The sequence below is a fragment of the Kaistella pullorum genome (assembly GCF_014837035.1).
Classification (GTDB): domain Bacteria; phylum Bacteroidota; class Bacteroidia; order Flavobacteriales; family Weeksellaceae; genus Kaistella; species Kaistella rhinocerotis.
The window spans coordinates 1-18,875 of sequence record NZ_JACSPS010000004.1 but is presented as its reverse complement, the minus strand read 5'-3'; the positions used below and the strand labels follow the sequence as shown (position 1 = coordinate 18,875).

Here is an 18,875-nt window from a genome sequence, read left to right as displayed (position 1 = left end):
AAAATTGTTTTTAAATGCCGATATTGATTGCTGAAGATGATGAATTAATTTTGAAAACCATTGAGCATAAGCTGCTGAAGGAAGGGTATGAGGTCATTCTTACACGCAACGGCCAGGATGCGATCAACACGATCCTTTCAACCGAGGTGGACATCGTAATCACTGATATTATGATGCCTTTCGCCTCCGGCATTGAGATCCTTTCCGCTGTGAAAACTGCGGGTAAAGACATTCCTGTCATCATGCTGTCGAGCATGGGGCAGGAGGATGTAATCCTCAATGCTTTTGATCTTGGCGCCGCGGATTTTATCGTCAAACCTTTCAGCCCTAATGAACTGATGCTTCGCGTGAAAAGAATTGCCGCGAGAATGTAATACCTGTCTACTTGAGTACTTCCCTTCATATTTTAATCGTTACGTTTATTGTTCTGCTGGTGGTGATCGCCTTGCTGATCCTCGCAGTGTTGCTCTACGCGTTTTATGGTTACAGATATTTCCAGCGTGCTGATGCCTGGTCTGAAGTCATCGGGCAGGAGGTTGTACAATCCATCGTAAGCGGTGAGGTGGCTGAGAACGAGGCCATCGACCGGCTGAGCAGGAAACCGTCTTTCCGGATGTATTTCCTTGAAAAGCTGGTGAATGCGGAAGGTAAATTCTCCGGGATGGCCGGAAGCGTGATCCGCCGGATATTTTCAGAATATCATCTGGAGAAAGAAGCGCTGCAAAAACTTAAGCAAAAGAAACTTTTTCTTATTGCCGGCGGAATCCAGGAGCTTACCGCGATGCGCGCCGAAAAAGCACTGCCCGAAATTTCAAAATTCCTTAATCACAGTTCGCCACAGGTCTATCAGGAAGCGCAGTATGCGCAGGTAACGTTTCGGGGATTTGAAGGTTTGCGCTTTCTGGGTTCCGCCAAAGGTGTACTTTCCGATTGGCAACAGCTCCGCCTTTTAAATTCAGTCGCCTCCGTTCCGCCAGATGGGACTGAACTGGTGCGCAGTTGGCTTCAGAGTGAGAATGCGTCCGTGGTCATATTTACTTTAAGGCTTATACGGAAATTTCAATTGCTTACTATTTATCCCGAACTGCTTATCTTACTGCGGCATGAATCTGAGCAGGTTCGGATCCAGACCGTGCAGACTCTCCAGGCGCTGGAAAACGATACCACACTCGAAGAACTTGAAGATACTTTTTTGAGCCAACCCCACGAAGTGCAGGTTGAAATCCTTAATGTACTGAAGAAAATGGGCGATGTGCGCGCCAAAGACTTCCTTTTTCAGCAACTTCACGGGCACATAGCCCCGGCCGTGAGGATCAAGGCTGCTGAAGCTATTCATTCACTTGGCATGAAACACGAACTGACACAAATCACAGATGACGAAAATACCTCCGAAGAACTTATTTTTATAATTAAACATGCATTGCAGGAAAGGAAATGACGGAATTTTCACATATCATCTTTGAAGTTGTCATCTGGTTTTTTCTGCTTTACGGAGCAGCCGTCCTTGTGGTTTACACCTGGATGGGGATGTATGCGCTTGGCGCTGTACTGCGCTATAAACGCGAGAATACTTTTACCGATTACAGCATCGTCGCCTCCAATCCGAACGCACCCGTCTTCAGTATCATAGCGCCGGCCTACAATGAAGGAATGACCATTGTAGAAAACGTGCGTTCACTCTTGTCGCTGTATTACCATAATCTCGAGATCATCATTGTGAACGACGGCAGCAAGGATGATTCAATGCAGAAACTCATCGAAGCTTATGAGCTTGAATCCGTCACTTTCTTCATTCAGGGACAAATTCCGACTTCCGAGGTGAAAGCGATTTACAAAAGTAAAAATCCGGCGTTCAGAAAACTGCTGGTCGTGGATAAATTTAACGGCGGAAAAGCAGACGCGCTGAATGTAGGTGTGAATGTTTCGGGCGGAGAATATTTGGTCTGCATCGACGTAGACTGTATCCTGGAGCAGGATGCGATCTTGAAACTAGCCAAACCTTTCCTCGAACAAACCGATAAAAAGCTGATTGCCTGCGGCGGTGTCATCCGTCTGGCGAATAACTGTAAGATTGAAAACGGTAAAGTAGTTGAGGTCAATCTTCCGCGGACACTCATTGGCAAAAGCCAGGTTTTGGAGTATATCCGTGCTTTTGTACTGGGACGTATGGCTTGGTCACGTGCATCGGGACTTATCTTAATTTCAGGAGCTTTTGGCGTCTTTGACCGAAAGATTGTGCTTAAGGTCGGCGGATACGACAGAAAAACCGTTGGTGAAGACATGGAACTCGTGGTGCGCATGAGAAAGTACATGGAAGAGCGCAAAGAGCCTTATGAGGTAATCAACATCCCGGATCCACTATGCTGGACGGAAGCGCCAGAAACCAAGGAAATCCTTACAAAGCAGCGAAACCGCTGGATGCGCGGTACCATGGAAACCCTATGGAAGCACCGCCGTATGATATTCAATCCACGGTATGGGAAACTCGGCATGGTAAGTTTGCCGTACTGGCTTTTTTTCGAATTCTTAGGCCCGCTGATTGAGTTTGCCGGATACATCGTCTTTATCGTATTTGTACTGCTGGGAATTGTTAACTGGCCCTTTTTCCTGATACTTTTTGCCCTTGTCATTTCATCAGGATTTCTTTATTCATTTTATGCGATTCTGGTGGATGTGGTAAGCCGCCAGGTTTACACAAGGCCGAAAGATTTTGTTTCGCTGATCGGGACAGCTTTGCTGGAACCGTTTTCTTTCCATCCCACGATCGTGAAAGCCAGTGTGAAAGGCTTCGTTGATTATTTTAAGAAGTCGCATTCGTGGGGCGAGATGACGAGGCAGGGTTTCAATGTGGATACACGAAATCTTCCGTTTGGCAAAAGAATCTGGATCATTCTGCAGCAAGGCCTGCGGAGTTACGGTTCCGTGGCTGCACTGCTTTTTGGCTTGTTCATGCTTGGAGTAACGGCTGAAGCCTTGTGGTACCGGTATCTTTACCCAGAAAATTACACCAACCAGATTACCCTCAGCCTTTTCCGCACCAATACGCTCTTCATGCTGCGTTTCATTTTCGGGTTTGGACTCATTTATCTGCTTGTTTATCTCATTAAAGCGGCGTGGGCACGTACATTAGCGGTTTGGGGTCTCGCGGCTGTGGTCATCTTCCAGTTTGTGCTGTTTACCTATTTTGCGGAGTCCCATAACTTGCTTGGTGCCGATATTCAGTATTATACTAAAGTAGAACTTCAGCAAACCCTTGAAGCAAGCGGAATGCTTAATTTTAAAAATACCGCATTGGCCATTTTGATGGTCCTGTTGTTTCTGCCTCCTTTCTGGATCGTGGCACGGCGTCCGTTCCGGCATTATGCAGCCGGAATCGCAATTTTGTTTATTGGATTAATGGCTTTCTTAGTGCCGAAACATCCTAAAGATCAAACGCACACATCAGAATTTGAAGAAAGTGCATCCAAAAGCAAGTGGGATTATTTTTTAAGTTCAAATGTCGATGATTTTATCGGCCAGCATCCTGAATTGGCCGCACTTACCGGTGAATCTAATGATTTCGGAAACACCGCAGCGATGCTTAATCCCGATTTTCCTTTCCTCAAGAAAGAAAACACCAGAGATTTCCTCGGTTCCTATATGAACAAGGCGGAGCAACCACCGAATCTTGTACTCGTTATTCTGGAAGGAATGGGACATGCCTACACCTCACCGCAAGGATATATCGGCAACTTTACGCCTTTTATTGATTCTCTCAGCCAGAAAAGTCTTTACTGGGAAAACGCGTTGAGTACAGCGGGACGAACATTTGGTGCGGTGCCGTCACTCACGGGTTCACTGCCTTTCGGTAAAAGTGGCTTCCTTGAAATCGATCAGACGCCGGAACACTTTAATTTGTATAACGTGCTGAAAAGTAACGGCTTTGATACGGGTTTTTTCTACGGCGGCCAAGAAACTTTTGACAAGATGGACCGATACCTAAAGTACAGTAAGGTGGACAAAATAGTTGGGGAAGGAATGTACAGGGGAAATTACCAGAAGTTGCCCGCGCAAAACGGCGAAAGCTGGGGTTATGATGATGGTTCTGTTTACCGGAAGTTACTCGCAGACCAGCCGCTGCAGAGTAGGCCCTATTTTAATACGGTTCTTACGCTAAGTTCGCACAGTCCGTTTCTTATCAATAACGAAGCGAAATACCGCCGTATATTTTCAGAGCTGCTGAATTCCGGTAAATTGACTGCAGAGCAGCACAGCTGGGCGAGTATGCACCAGAAACAACTCATCGCCACGCTCTACACCGATGATGCACTGCGAGGATTTTTCGCACAGTATAAAAACCGCCCCGATTTTACCAACACCATTTTTATCGTGACGGGCGATCACAGTATGCCTGAAATCACCCTTCAGAGCAGGATTGACCGATATCGCGTACCACTGATGATCTATTCGCCGCTGCTAAAGCAGGCAAAAACCTTCAGAAAGATTGCGAGTCACTTCGATGTGGCGCCAACACTTCTGGCATTCTACCGGGAGAATTATAAACTGCACACACCGAACACGGTGACCTGGGTAGGTAACGGCTTTACCGAAGATTTGGACAGATCAGCTGCGGGTGTTCCAATAAAGAAGAGTAAGGATATGCTGAATAACTATGTTTACGGGGGATATCACCTCGAGGGTAATTCGCTGTATCAGCTTACGAACATGAACGAAGACGCAGTGACGGATCCCGGTAAGAAGAAGGAGGTGGAAAGTAAGTTCAGTGACTTTAAGGCAAGAAACGCACGTTTTATTTCCAGCCAAAAGCTGATGCCGGACAGTGTGAAGGCCAACTTTTTTAAAGGTTTTAAATAATCAGTTTCCTGACCGAAATTCCAATTATTCAAAATAAATAATACCGTAGTGAACCAACGTCGCCGGCGTCATCACTATTTGGAATTTACTTGTTTAAATTAATTACAAAACGCATTCCTATCTGTGGCTTTATTTACATGTGTATCGCGAGAACGCAAATCTTCAGCAGATATATTGAAGTAAGTAAAAAGAACAAATCGTCCGGTATTTCTTGGTTAGAACAGTTTCGTGTAACCTAAAGAAACATCAAGTTGATTTCCTCTGGTTTCCGGCCGGTACTCCTGGTTGAACCAGGTAGCACCTACCGAAAACAGGTTGGTCTTCTTTACCGAAAAATTATAATCGGCGCCAAGCTTGAAGGTCTTCAGCTTATAGGTGTCATCATTCAGCAGGTTGTTCCTGTTATCATCCGGACTGATACCGGTTCCGGCCTGTACCGAGAAATAATCCTGAGCACCTTTGGTATAATAACGCGCCGTAGCCGTGTAAGAGTGCGAAATGTTGCTGCTGTCCGGCGTGATGTAGGTACGCAGGTTGAACCACCAGTTCTTATAATATTTACCGATTGCCGCGGTGTACAGCAAGATATTTTCGCTGAAATAAAGCTGACGGTAACCGATTTCGGCTTCAAAGCTTTTTGGTAGGTTTGCATTCAGCGATGCACCCGTTCTGTATTTAGGAAAAATACCTACGTCACCTGAAAATCCGGCACCCAGATATAGATAGAAGGTCGGTGAAATCCTCGGATAGGCTTCAAGTTCGACCTGCGTGCCGCTTTCACCGAATTTATACGCGTAATTGCCTTTGAGGATAACTGAACCCAGCTTTGTCGCACGCTTATAGCTTAGGCCGGCCGTGTGCCAGTCCTGATCGAACTGTGTATCAAAATGCGTGAATCCGTAAGAAATACCCACGGAGTTTTTTGCGGTGAGGCTCTGCAGCTGAATCAACATGGCCCTCGCTTCGGCATTTTCCGGGTTAAATTCAAGAATTTTGGTGATTGCGGTCTGTGAAGCGTCAAATTGATCCGCACTGTTGTGGATCTTCGCTTTCAGCATCCATAATGCTTCAGATTTTGGATTATATTGAAGTCCTTTCTCCAGAATTTCGAGTGCTTTCGCATAATTATCATTCCAGTATTCGAGTGACGCATAAGCCAGGTAGAAATCTTCGTCCCTAACTTCTTTCTGCTCTAAACCCTGAAAAACCTCACGCGCCGCCGCCACATTCTTGTCCCACGTGTAGAGCCTACCCAAAAAGATGGAAATATCAGTATAATCAGGTGACTGATTTAGCGCCTGTTTTGCAAGCTCGACCGCTGCCGGATAGTTTTTGTTTTCAAAAGCTTCATTCCGCGCCCTGGTAAACAATTCGTCGGACGAAAGTTCCTGCGCTGACAGGGCGGTGTATAAAAGTATAAAGATGAACGATAACAATATTTTTCTCATAGATAGCTGTGAATAGCGAATAACGATTGATAGAACTGGTGTGCAAATATATTGAAGATTTCTTTCACAGATTCGTGCTCAACTTTAATATTTGGGATCACACGGCGTCCGTTTGTGTCGGCGTGCCTTTCTGCACCCGCGTTTTTGTATATTTGCGGAAATACCTATTTATGGCAATTCTCGTTACAGGCGGCCTCGGCTATATCGGTTCTCACACCGTTGTGGAACTTTTGAACAATAATTTTGAAGTCGTCATCGTGGATGACCTTTCCAATTCGGAAAAATTCATATTAGACAATATTGAGGAAGTGACGGGCAAAAGACCCTATTTCTTTCCTTTCGACCTGAAGCGTAAGGAACTGCTGGCGCAGGTTTTTGATGCATTTGATATTACAGGCTGCATTAATTTCGCGGCCTTCAAAGCCGTAGGTGAGAGCCAGGAAAAACCGCTTGATTATTATGAGAACAATCTGTTCTCGCTCATCAACATCCTGCAGGAATTTAAACAGAGAAATATCTCCAATTTCATCTTCAGTTCGTCATGTACCGTATACGGGCAGGCCGACCAAATGCCGATTGAGGAAAGTACGCCGCTTAAAACTCCCGAATCGTCTTACGGCAAAACCAAGCAAATGGGCGAAGAGATACTTAAGGATTTTGCCGTTGCACACCATAAAAAAATTGCGCTGCTAAGATACTTCAACCCGATTGGTGCACATCCGAGCGCGCTGCTGGGTGAATTACCGATCGGTGTACCGAACAATCTGGTGCCGTACGTAACGCAAACTGCAGCGGGCATCCGTGAGAAACTCAATATTTGGGGAAATGACTACCCAACCGAAGACGGCACTGCCATCCGCGACTATATATACGTGGTAGATCTGGCGAAAGCCCACGTGAAAGCTTTGCAGAAGCTTATGGCCTCAGATGAAGAAACCGTCATCGATATCTTCAACCTCGGGACCGGCAGAGGTTCATCCGTTCTTGAGGTTGTGGAAGCGTACGAACGCGCAAATAATGTTGCTGTTCCCTACCAAATCTGCGAAAGAAGGGCAGGTGACATCACGATTGCTTACGCCAACGCCGATAAAGCGGAACGCGAGTTGGGCTGGAAAGCCGATACTACGCTCGAAGAAGCGCTACGCACAACGTGGGAATGGCAGAAGTATCTGGAGAGCAGAGGGTAGATGTGAGATGTGAGATGTTAGATGGGAGATGTGAGATGTGAGATGTCATTATAAAAATAAATCCTGAAAAATTAATTTCAGGATTTGTTTTTTGTTGGAATCAGGACACTACATTGGTCCCTGCGGTTCATCGTCGCCTGAGGAATTACTGTTGATGTCTTTTTTGCGTTTTGGCTGATCCACTTTTTCACCCTGCTTGAAGCGGTAGGTAAGTGACAGGTTAAAGGACCTTGGATTCCAGCGCATCAGTGATTCTCTTTCGAAATCATTACCGAAGCTGGTGACCTCACGGCCACGCGTTCCGAAGATATCCTGAATGTTGAAGGCTACGGTTCCGTTGCCTTTCCAGATTGTTTTGTTTGCACCGAAGTTCAGTACGTACATTGGCTTGGTCACGTTTGAAGCAGTCTTTTCACCTCCTCTGTAGAAGCCCTGAACCTGCATGCTGAAAGTTTTGTCAACCTTGAAGCTGTTCGTAAGTCTGAAACGTGTTGAGAAGCCGTCGCCCTCAAAAGACTGTGGCGCGACCATTGTGGCGGCATTGAAGTATTCGCCCTCAGATTTGTAACCGAACAGATCGGCACTTGCCATCACTTTCCACCACGGAAGTAAATCAGCTGTTAGATTTAAATCCAAACCATACTGCGTCTCACTTCCTACGTTGTACGGACGCGTAATCAATACATTTGAACCCGGCGCCTCGCTGGTTACTACAAACTGCGTTTCATCCTGTGTTGCGCGGTAGTAAAGCGTTGGATTGATCGTGAATTTTTTCTTCTGAATCGCGTAACCCAATTCGAATGAATCGATATATTCAGGATTCAGATCCGGATTACCCTGGAAACGGTTCTGGCGGTTAGCCAAAGAGGTTGGGTAGGGAATCAGGAACCATGAACGCGGACGGTTGATCCGGCGTGAATAGTTCAATAAAAGCTGGTCGTTGGTACTTCCCAGATCGTAACTTAAGAATACACTTGGGAAGAAACCGGTGTAGTTTTTATCCGTTCTTGAAGTTTTATCGCCGTTCAGACTCAGGTAATCAATGCCGATATCAGAATTTTCGGCACGCAAACCAATCTGGTATCCCAGCTTGTCGATCTTGCTTTTAAACTGAGCATATACGGCGTTTATCGTTTCGCTGTACACTGTGTTTCCGCTATAATCTGCCGCAGTCTGATAAATCAGATCATCGTCAGTCAATGTATTCAAGAAACTGTAATCATTGTTGTTGTGATCTATCCGGTAACCTGCTTCAATCTTTGAAGCCTCGCCAACCGGAAGTTCATAATCAACCTTTCCGATTACAGATTTGTTGACGGTCTTGCTGTCTCCTGTAGAACCGTTCACAAACACGTTGTCAGCATACTCGCGGGAATCTTCATTGTTTTTATTGTCGCTTTTCTGAAGACTTAATGATAGGTAGAGGTTGTGGCCGGCATCATTAAACTTATGATCCAAACCTAAATCCCCCTGCAGGGATAGGTTGCGGCTGTTACCCAGTGCGTCTGTCTGCGTAAAATACTGGAAGACCCGCGCTGCGTTGAAATTGGTATTGTCGATGGTATTCTGGTTTTCGCTTTGGAAACCACGAATCATACCCGATAGGTTAAAAGCTGTTTTCTCTGAAAGATCAACGGTGAAACCTGCGTTAGCGTTATAGTTTTTGTTCTGACTTTTATTTAATGAGTTCTGCTCAAAGAAATACGTCGTAGCACCGGATGTAGGATCGAAGTAGCGTGTATCATTGTCATTTCGGCCTTCACTTTCGCGGTATCCGCCGCCACCGTTCAAGAACCAGGTCCAGCTGCCTTTTTTCCAGCTGAGGTTCGTGTTCAGGTTTGTACTTGGCAACCAACCGAGACTTCCGGTTACGCTGCCGTTGAAGCCCATTCCTTTGGTTTTCTTCAGGATGATATTTAAGATACCTGCGGTTCCGCTGGCTTCAAATTTTGAGGATGGGTTGGTAATCACCTCGATTCTTTCAATCTGGTCTGCCGGGATAGACTGCAGGGCATTTGCGCCGCTGTCGATACCCAACAACGCGGAGGGCTTGCCATTAATTAAAAATCTTACGTTGCTATTGCCACGCATAGATACGGTACCGTCTGTTTCCACGGAAACCGAGGGTACATTGGTGAGCACATCCTGCAGGTTTCCGCCTTTGCTGATAATGTCGGTGGAAGGATCATAGACTTTCTTATCGAGTTCTACACGGTAAGGTTTTACGGCTGCGGCGGTTATTACCACACCCTGTATATCCTGTGTTCTGCCGTTTGTCGCAGAAGATTCCGCTTCAATGGTAAGTACACCCAAATTTCCGGCGGCAGTGATTTCTTTTGTCAGTACAGATTTCTTATAGTCTATCGCTTCAATGGTGATATCATAAGTTCCGGGTACCAGTGCAAGGCTGTAGGCTCCTTTTTCGTCGGTAAGTGCCGCGTCGCTGAACATTTTATTCGTCTTGTGGCTGAAGGTTACCGAAGCATAAGGCACCGCGGCGTTTTGGCGGTCGGCGATGATTCCCGAAACATTTACTTTCTGCTGTGCAAATGCAAGGCTGGCCGCGCCAAGCACAAAAGTTAAACCGAGGGTCTTTCGGCGGATCATTGATGAAATCTCAATCTTGTTTGTCATAATAATAGTTTACAATAGTACTGATGCCTTTTCAGGGCAATAGTTAAATAAATGCTTGTTTAAAATTTTGTTAATACAGAACCTCTATGCGCTAGTATGCTGATTATCTGATATCCCGGCTATCGAGCCAGCGCTGATAATCTTTTGCATTTTTTTCATGTTCCACATCGCTGGCGGTGAAACGGTGCAGGCCAGGTCTGTCGGGATCCGCGGCCATGAAAATATAGCTGTTCTTTTCCGCGTTCAGCACCGCATCCACCGAATTTTTATCTGTGATGCATATTGGGCCCGGCGGAATTCCGGCATTTGCGTAGGTGTTGTATGGTGAAGGATGCGAAAGATGTTTGTAGAGCACTCTTTTTATCGGCGTGGTGAAATTGCTTTCTTTATTGATTGCATAGATCACGGTGGGGTCACTCTGCAGTTTCATTCCTTTGCGGTAACGGTTCAGATATAGTCCGGCAATAGTCTTCTGCTCGTCCGGTCTGCCACCCGATTCTTTGTACACGATGGAGGCCAGCGCGTAGATTTGGTTTCGGGTAAGTCCGCTGGCTTTTTCTTTGGCTATGCGTTCGGCGGTCCAGAAATCCCTGTAAATTCCGTCAAATTTATCGAAGAATTCCTGAGGGGTCACGGTCCAGAAAAAGTTGTAGGTATCGATGAAGAAATATTTCTTAAGGTCTTCGGCATCACGGTAGCCTTTTTCTTGCGCTATTTTATCGAGATCTTTCGCGAAACGCAGAGAATCCAACTCGGTTTTGCGGCTTACGCGGCCTACCATCTGGTACACATCGCCGAAATCAATGATGCGGAAAGTGTCTTCCGTCTGGTTTCCGGCTTTGATCATATTCACAAGGTCGGTATTGCTCGCGCCTTTTTCTATTTTGTACCGGCCGGCTTTAAAGAAATTATTAAGGTTTTTGTCTAAAGCGACCTCTTTGAACTGCTCAGCATCCTGCAGATGCGGGGCGAGCGAATCCATGATGCTTTCGAAACCTGCCGAATGAGGTATCAGTACGAAGCCTTCTTCCTTTACGTTATTTCCATACAGTTTCTGATAATATCTGAAACCGATGACACTCCCGATTAACAGGATTATTACCATCACAGATGACAGAATTTTAGTTCCGCTTTTCATGTATTGTCTGAATTTTATTGTACCGTTATCTCACCTTTAAAAACCTGTTCTGCCGGGCCTTCGAGCCAAATATTTTTAAATGAATCGCCATCTCTCCCGGCGTACACCTTCAGGTTTCCACCCAAAACCATTACTTTCACTTCACTGGCGTCTTTGTCTTTTAAAAAAGTAAGTGCCGCCGCCGTGGCGCCCGTACCGCAGCTGAAAGTCTCATCTTCAACCCCACGTTCATAGGTGCGGACCGCGATTTCATTTTCGGAAATCTGTTCGGCAAAGTTTACGTTGATTCCTTCCCTGCTGTAAGTCGCAGAATTCCGGATTTTGTTACCATTATTATAGACATCGAAGTTCTGAAGATCGCTTATCCAGCTCACCAGATGAGGCGAACCGGTATTGAGGGTGTGACCGTCAGCAGCTTCATAGATCCTGTCAACATCAATCATTTTAAGTTTTACAATACCATTCCGGATATAGGCTTCGTGTGTGCCGTCGATGGCTTCAAATGTTGTCCGGCCCGCGATGATTCCGAGAAATTCAGCAAAGGCCACGATGCAGCGGCCGCCGTTTCCGCACATGGTACTCTCGCTGCCGTCTGAATTGAAATAGACCATTTTGAAATCTGCGGTTTCGTGATTTTCGAGTAAGATGAGTCCGTCACCACCGATCCCGAATCGCCTGTCGCAGAGTTTTGCTACCAGTGCTTTGTTTTTCGGAAACTGAAGATTACGGTTGTCGATCATCACAAAATCGTTGCCGGTTCCCTGGTATTTGTAGAATTCCATAGCAGTATTAAAGTTTTTTTGAGGGCTGCAAAATTACGTTTTAAAATGTGCTGTACGCACAAAAAAAGGGCCGAAAACTTCAACCCTTTGTTTCTAAATTATAGTTTACCGCGAACCACGCGTGCCGGCCGGTAAGTTCTGCTTTGCCGATTCCCTGATTACGGGAGCTGCAGGTGCAGACTGCGTTTGCGGAGCAGTGTTTCGGAAACCGCGCTGGCTTTGTGCCGCCTGAGCGGGAGTCTGTGTGCGTGTCGTGGTAGTGGCGCGAAGACTTTCTTTGCGTGCAGTAGTTTGGCTTGCACTGTTTGGCGCTCTAAAGCCCTGGTTCGCTGTGTTACGTGTCCGGACATTAGCTGCCGGTGAGCTCTGCACCGTTCCGCTGTTTCTGAATGTAGCAGAGTTTGTATTTCCGCTGTTTCCCGCTCCGGCTTGTCTTACTACATAGATTTTCGTGTTGTTTCGGCCTACATAATAGGGAACGCCATTATCATAATAATAATTCATGTTGTCGCGGTAGTAGTAACCGTCGTTTCCGTAATATCCGCCGGAACCATAATAGGACGAAGGCGCGTAATAATATCCGTTACTGTAGTACGGGTCACCATACCTGCTGTTGTCTGCGTAGCCATCCTGATAGGCCACGCAGGAAGTGAGGCCTGCGAAACCGATTATCATCGCTACTATTTTTATTGAATTTTTCATTTTATTTTAAATTAAATTATTTTAAACTTCTGTACCATTCCCGATACCCGATGATGGCCATTACCGTAAAAACCAAATACTGTACCGAAGTAATACCCAGGCCTTTATGCAGCATCATGGGTATGCATATGAGGTCTCCAACGATCCAGAAAATCCAGTTTTCAATCCGTCTTTTTGCCATCAGCCACATCCCGACGAGGAAAATTGCAGTGGTGAAGACATCCAACCAGTTGGCCCAGTCGAGGTGGTCTAGTCCTAAGATTACTTTTTCGGCAGAAAGTTGGGTGTCAAGTAAAGGTTTGTAGTAATAAACTGCGGTGACCAATATCAGACTGATGACAAACAGGAGGCTGCATAGCAGCCATTCGCGTCTGGTGGTGCGCGAAACCTCGACATGGACGTGATCATCGGAACTTCTGGCCCATAAAACCCAGCCATATACGCTCATCACCGTGTAATAGAAGTTGATCAGCATGTCGCCCAGCAGGCCGAATTTAAATAAAATATACACATACAGTACGGTGGAAACAATACCCGTAGGGTAGACCCAGATGTTTTTGCGGATCGAGAAATACACACTCAGCAGCCCGAAGAAAGTGGCGGTGAATTCCAGGATGATCTGGTAGGTATGGTAAGATTCGTAAGGCTTTATAAACAGCGTATGCAGATCCATGGGTCAAAGATAGATAAATGAACAAAAAAAGAGTGACCGGGGAGCTGCTAAATGGAAACATTCAAACGGTTTCCTTTTAAAGTGCATCAGGATATACACAGGTCTAAATTCAACAATTCGTTATGATATTCAGAAATTTAGCTGTTTTATAAATTTTATCGGAAAAGAAAGTGTCGGAAAACAGTTAATCATTGGCAAATTTTTATATTTTTGGAAATCTTAAAAACGAAAAAATGTCGAATCTCTGGAGAACAAAACCTCTCAACCAGCTCATGGCGGAAGCCGATGAATCTGAGCACGGGCTGAAGAAAACCTTATCCTCACTCTCACTTGTAGCCTTAGGCATCGGCGCTATCATCGGTGCCGGCCTATTCTCAATCACAGGAATGGCTGCGGCGAACTACGCCGGGCCCGGCATCATGATTTCCTTCATTATCGCGGCCCTGGGCTGTGCTTTTGCGGGTCTGTGCTATGCTGAGTTTGCCTCGATGATCCCGGTAGCGGGAAGTGCCTATACGTACTCTTACGCCACCATGGGCGAATTCATCGCGTGGATCATCGGCTGGGATCTGGTTCTTGAATATGCGGTGGGCGCTGCAACCGTGGCATCGAGCTGGAGTGGATACCTCGGGAAGTTTTTCCATTCCTTCGGCGTCGCTTTACCCGAAACACTGATGACCACCCCGTTTGACATCACTGCGAGCGGAGCGAGCGGCATCATCAACCTGCCTGCCATCTTCATCGTGCTGGTCATGTCGCTGATCCTGATCAAAGGCACCAGCGAATCTGCAGGCGTAAACGGTGCAATCGTGGTCCTGAAAGTAGCCATTGTACTTATCTTCATCATTGTAGGATTTAAATATGTAAAGCCTGAAAACCTTACCCCGCTTATCCCTGAAAACACAGGTAAGTTTGGCGAGTACGGCTGGTCCGGAATCATAAGGGCCGCGGCGGTCGTCTTCTTCGCCTATATAGGCTTCGACGCGGTTTCTACGGCTGCGCAGGAAACTAAAAATCCGAAGAAAGCAATGCCGATCGGTATTATGGGATCACTGCTGATCTGTACAGTACTCTATATCATCTTCGCTTATGTGATGGTAGGTGTTGTACATTACAAAGCTTTCACCGCCGGAGGCGGTTCAGACCATTTGGCACCGGTAGCTATCGCGATCGATGCGATGGGCGAGGTAGTGAACGGAGCAGTAGTTCCTGCCTATCCGTGGCTGAATACATCGATCATTCTGGCAATCCTTTTAGGTTATGCGTCCGTAATTCTTGTGATGCTTATGGGCCAGAGCCGCGTTTTCTACTCGATGAGTAAAGACGGTCTGCTGCCGAAAGTTTTCAGCGAAGTTCATCCGAAATACCGCACACCCTGGAAATCCAACCTTTTCTTCCTGGTTTTCGTGAGTCTGTTCGCCGCCTTCATTCCGGGCAGAGTAGTGGGTGAGATGACCAGTATCGGTACGCTGTTCGCATTCATCCTCGTGTGTGTGGGCGTACTTGTCCTCAGAAAAACCCAGCCCGATGCACCACGTGCGTTCCGTACGCCTTTGGTGCCGCTGGTTCCGGTTCTGGGTATTCTCGTATGTTTCGGGATGATGGCGTTCCTGCCGTTTGACACCTGGATCCGTTTGGTTTGCTGGATGATGATCGGCCTTGATGTGTACCTGTTCCGCGGGATCAAAAACTCTTTCCTTGGCAAGGCCAATAACACTACAGACAGCCCGAAAAACTATACGGTAACGGCTATTTCCGGTTTCGGGCTCACCGTGACGCTGGCAGTTTTGGCCTACCTGCATCATCAGAATGCGGAAACCGATGACAGCGGTCTGATTATGTTCTCGGTCTTTATGATCGTGGTTCACGCCGTTCTGTACGGATACTATTATTTTAAATTTAAAAAGTAAATGAGGGCCCTGCGTTTTGTGGGGCTTTTTTGTGAGTGAGTGATTGAGTGTTTGAGTTGTTAAGTAATTGAGTTGTTGAGTGCGTTTGCTTTGCAAACGGGTTTGCTTCTCCGCCGCGGCGGATCGCAATGACAAAGTTATTGCAGACGGGTTTGCTTTAGTGCGCGCGATGACAAAAACGGAGTGGAGCGAAATATTTATTAAAAATTAAGATAAAGTGAGGGGTAAGTTGCAGTTTTTAATCATCATCTTCATGTCCAGTTATCTGTATGGGCAGACCGTGGCGTTTGAAACTTTATTAAAAGACAACATCTCAATCCGTGCGCTGCAGATCTACGGCGGAAAGGTTTGGTATGCCGGCACCGATTCTAAATTTGGCTACGTGAGCCTGAGAGATACGGCTGACCGGAAACAGATTCGGGTGGCCGATGAGAAACTGGAGTTCCGCACATTAGCCCAAAGCAGCAAACATTTTGAACTGATCAATATCCTGAGTCCGGCGTATTTATTTAAAATTCACAAAAAGACCTTAAAGGTATCGCTTTTTATGACCGACCGAAAGAAGTCGGCATTTTTTGATGCTTTTATGTATGACCGTCATCACCGCGGACTGGCGATAAGCGATCCTGATGAGAACGGACGTGCTAATCCGATCATATTGCTGCCTGTAGGAAATTACCAGTCCGGCGTTGCAAAAATAGATTTCCCTACCTACTTTCCGGGCGAGGCGCATTTCGCTGCCAGCAATTCTAATATCGCGATGAAAGGCAGCCGGGTGTGGATTGCCAGCGGTGGGTCCAGAGCGCGTATTTTCACATTTCAGTGGAATAAGCCTACGAAGTGGCAAGCTTTCGAAACACCCTTCATTCAGGGCACATCTTCGCAGGGTATCTATTCAATCGACTTTTATGATGAAAAATTCGGAATCGCGGTGGGGGGAGATTACACGAAACAGACAGAAAACATCAACAATATCGCCACGACGCATGACGGTGGTAAGACCTGGCAGATTCAGGCTTCTGGAAAAAATGGCGGTTACAAGACCTGCGTGAAATTCAGACCCGGATCAAAAGGCCGGGAAATTCTCGCGGTAGGGGACCGGAACATTGAGTTTTCAAATGATTCCGGGAAAACGTGGACCACGGTTTCGGAGGAAAAAGGACTGTATATCTGTGAATGGATCGATCGCAACACCGTGGTTTTAGCCGGCAAAAACAGGATCGTGAAAATGAGACTCATTTAGTGCGGTTTTCTTAAAAAATCATGTACTTCCCTAACCAGTCAGGCCTGCCCACAAGTATGTTGCGGCAAACTGCTGCGTGGCATCAAGCTCATTCTTAGATTTAAATTTCAGACAGGCTGCGATTAAAAGCCAGCCGGCAGACAGACCGGCGGGGAAAGTCCATTCCTGCCCGGGTGCAGACGAGCCTTCACTTATATCGAGCTCAAGTCTTGACATTATGTTTAACGGAACGGAGGTACTGTTCAGATCTACCGTCAGGGCAAGGAGGGTGAGTCTGCCGGAAGTGCTGTTTTTGGGTGGCATGATTTGTTCTTTCCATTTAATTTCGGGTAGGATAACCTTCATTTCAGAGACGGACTGTATGACGAACTCGGGGAAAAAATTGGTGCAGCTCTGCCATTCAGTTTTTGGATTAAAACTGAAGCCGGCAAGTGCCTGCGGATTGCTGAACGTGGGATTGTCTGTGCTGGTGCCGCTGCTCTGCGCTGTCAGTGTTTTCCGTATCCGGGCGCGGTGGCGGGCAGCAAAATATTGCAGGGCGGGGATGCCCATCTCATGCAATAAGCGGAGGCGGAAGATTTTTTCGCGGTTGCTGACGAGGCCAAACGTCCGGGAAGAATCTTTGGTGCGCTGAGACTGTTTCACTCGGTTGGTTATGGCGCGGGCAAACACGCGGTCGCCGTCATTTACAAAAACAATATTGCCAATTGCCCCACTCAGATTCCCGTTTTTCTTTATATTTGCCATATCAATCCAGCGTATAAGGTTAACGTTTTATGAACCTCGCTGCAAATCATTTTCTTCCTGACCTTCAATGGGTTCCGTCCGTTAAAGATACAACATTAAAGCATTGTTTCCGCATTGAATCTCTAATAATTTATTGCATAAATATTGCACTTATATTGGACTTATATTGCAGATAGCCCGAAGGAAATTAAGGGATGCGCCGAGGATTGAAGCAAGGGACAGGTACCAAAAACGGACTTTCGGCAGCCGCCCGGGCATTCATCCACAATTTTCAGACTTCTGGGCATATATTTCCTGACTTTATTTACCTTTAATCAGACAATTCTGTATGCCATGAGATGGAAAGCCAGACTGATCAAACATCATCATACTGACCGTATCGCTGTAGAATTCGAACGGGATGCGGAACTGATCCGAAGAATCAAGCTGCTTGATGATGCCCGCTGGAATCCTCAGAAAAAATATTGGCATCTGCCGGATACGGCGGAGAACAGGGAAAGATTTAAGCTGATCCCAAAACAGGACACTGAGCCCTCAGCAGAAGGGCAGGAGCATCTGGTGAAATTCGGCCGCTGGCTTTCTGCCAAACGGTACAGTGCGAGCACCATCGATACCTATAAACAGGCCTTAAGAGTTTTTCTGGTATATTACCGCAAGAAAGAGGTTGGTGCACTGACGAACGCCGATGTGCTCGACTTTAATAATGATTATATCCTGAAGAAAAATCTCTCGGCGTCTTACCAGAATCAGGTGACCAATGCGATAAAACTGTATTTCAGGACGGTGCTTGATACACAGATTGAAACCGATAAAATTGACCGCCCCAAGAAGCCTAAAACATTACCGAACGTTTTGAGTAAAGAAGAGGTGAAAAATATCCTGGAGGCTCACTATAACATCAAGCATAAAACGATGCTGTGCCTTATCTACAGCTGCGGATTGAGGCGGAGTGAGCTGCTTCACCTGAAACCAGAGGATATAGATTCGCAGAGGAACGTGGTACTCATCAGGCAATCTAAAGGCCGCAAAGACAGAATTACGCCGCTTTCGGCTAAAGTACTGGATCTGCTGCGGCAATATTACATAGCGTACCGGCCACAAACGTGGCTTTTTGAGGGGCAACGTTCGGGAGAACAATACAGTGAGCAAAGTCTGCAGCGCGTTTTGAAACTGGCTTTGGAAAAAGCAAAGGTCACTAAACCTGTGACACTGCACTGGCTTCGGCACAGCTACGCTACGCATCTGTTGGAGAGCGGCACTGATCTGCGGTATATCCAGGAACTGCTGGGACACAGCAGCAGCAGGACCACCGAGATTTATACGCACGTGAGTATGAAAAGTCTGCAGCAAATAAAAAGTCCGTTTGATGATTTGTAAGTGTTTTTTCTCTATTTTTATCAAACGAATAATGTATTGTTTTTTTATACCTATACGCCGCGTGTATGTTGGCTTTGTATAACTTAGTGATACATATAAGCGAGTTACCGCCCATACTACCTTCCGCCGGTCCAAAATCCGTTTTTGTAATTAATTCAGCATTGGAAATCCGGGCTTTTT

14 protein-coding genes are annotated in these 18,875 nt (G+C 46.3%); 7 read left to right on the top strand and 7 right to left on the bottom strand.

The window, feature by feature from the left end; translation table 11 throughout:
- The first annotated feature begins 14 nt into the window (after positions 1-14).
- The 3 genes from H9628_RS10465 to H9628_RS10455 are packed head-to-tail and all read left to right on the top strand — an operon-like array spanning position 15 to position 4,854.
- Complete coding sequence (locus tag H9628_RS10465) at positions 15-374, top strand: response regulator transcription factor (RefSeq protein WP_251834093.1); 360 nt, start codon at positions 15-17, stop codon at positions 372-374.
- Positions 375-385: 11 nt separating this feature from the next.
- Positions 386-1,438 carry a HEAT repeat domain-containing protein gene (locus H9628_RS10460; protein ID WP_251834092.1) on the top strand — a complete coding sequence of 351 codons (1,053 nt, stop codon included), beginning with the start codon at positions 386-388 and terminating at the stop codon, positions 1,436-1,438.
- Complete coding sequence (locus tag H9628_RS10455; protein WP_251834091.1) at positions 1,435-4,854, top strand: sulfatase-like hydrolase/transferase; 3,420 nt, start codon at positions 1,435-1,437, stop codon at positions 4,852-4,854. The genes H9628_RS10460 and H9628_RS10455 overlap by 4 nt, the downstream gene beginning before the upstream one ends.
- A 215-nt stretch (positions 4,855-5,069) precedes the next feature.
- Here the strand turns inward: H9628_RS10455 and H9628_RS10450 are convergent, their stop codons facing one another.
- Positions 5,070-6,302 (bottom strand): YaiO family outer membrane beta-barrel protein, encoded by a 1,233-nt coding sequence (locus H9628_RS10450; RefSeq protein WP_251834090.1) that lies wholly within the window; start codon positions 6,300-6,302, stop codon positions 5,070-5,072.
- A 170-nt stretch (positions 6,303-6,472) separates the two neighbouring features.
- Here H9628_RS10450 and galE point away from each other — a divergent pair, with 170 nt between their 5' ends.
- Positions 6,473-7,489, top strand: coding sequence for a UDP-glucose 4-epimerase GalE (gene galE, locus H9628_RS10445; RefSeq protein ID WP_251834089.1), 1,017 nt, complete (start codon positions 6,473-6,475; stop codon positions 7,487-7,489).
- A 108-nt stretch (positions 7,490-7,597) separates the two neighbouring features.
- Here galE and H9628_RS10440 read toward each other — a convergent pair whose 3' ends face one another.
- The 5 genes from H9628_RS10440 to pnuC form a co-directional block, all read right to left on the bottom strand.
- The gene (locus tag H9628_RS10440) at positions 7,598-10,123 is read right to left on the bottom strand and encodes a TonB-dependent receptor domain-containing protein (RefSeq protein ID WP_251834088.1); all 2,526 of its coding nucleotides are present in this window, start codon (positions 10,121-10,123) and stop codon (positions 7,598-7,600) included.
- A gap of 103 nt (positions 10,124-10,226) precedes the next feature.
- On the bottom strand, positions 10,227-11,261 hold the full coding sequence (gene mltG, locus H9628_RS10435; RefSeq protein ID WP_251834087.1) for an endolytic transglycosylase MltG: 1,035 nt from the start codon (positions 11,259-11,261) through the stop codon (positions 10,227-10,229).
- Between the two features lie 14 nt (positions 11,262-11,275).
- A complete protein-coding gene (dapF, locus tag H9628_RS10430; protein ID WP_251834086.1) occupies positions 11,276-12,043 on the bottom strand; it encodes a diaminopimelate epimerase in 768 nt (255 codons plus the stop codon).
- A gap of 105 nt (positions 12,044-12,148) precedes the next feature.
- Positions 12,149-12,745: a hypothetical protein gene (locus H9628_RS10425; protein WP_251834085.1), complete on the bottom strand. Its 597-nt coding sequence runs from the start codon at positions 12,743-12,745 to the stop codon at positions 12,149-12,151.
- 16 nt (positions 12,746-12,761) lie between these two features.
- Complete coding sequence (pnuC, locus tag H9628_RS10420) at positions 12,762-13,418, bottom strand: nicotinamide riboside transporter PnuC (RefSeq protein WP_251834084.1); 657 nt, start codon at positions 13,416-13,418, stop codon at positions 12,762-12,764.
- A gap of 233 nt (positions 13,419-13,651) precedes the next feature.
- Between pnuC and H9628_RS10415 the strand changes: the two genes are divergently transcribed.
- Complete coding sequence (locus H9628_RS10415) at positions 13,652-15,328, top strand: amino acid permease (protein ID WP_251834083.1); 1,677 nt, start codon at positions 13,652-13,654, stop codon at positions 15,326-15,328.
- A gap of 217 nt (positions 15,329-15,545) precedes the next feature.
- Positions 15,546-16,571 (top strand): WD40/YVTN/BNR-like repeat-containing protein, encoded by a 1,026-nt coding sequence (locus H9628_RS10410; protein ID WP_251834082.1) that lies wholly within the window; start codon positions 15,546-15,548, stop codon positions 16,569-16,571.
- A gap of 30 nt (positions 16,572-16,601) precedes the next feature.
- Here the strand turns inward: H9628_RS10410 and H9628_RS10405 are convergent, their stop codons facing one another.
- Complete coding sequence (locus H9628_RS10405; RefSeq protein ID WP_251834081.1) at positions 16,602-17,318, bottom strand: hypothetical protein; 717 nt, start codon at positions 17,316-17,318, stop codon at positions 16,602-16,604.
- Between the two features lie 333 nt (positions 17,319-17,651).
- On the opposite strand from H9628_RS10405, the gene xerA reads away from it, so the two are divergent.
- Positions 17,652-18,695, top strand: a complete 1,044-nt coding sequence (xerA, locus tag H9628_RS10400; protein WP_251834080.1) for a site-specific tyrosine recombinase/integron integrase — start codon at positions 17,652-17,654, stop codon at positions 18,693-18,695.
- Positions 18,696-18,875: the final 180 nt, after the last annotated feature.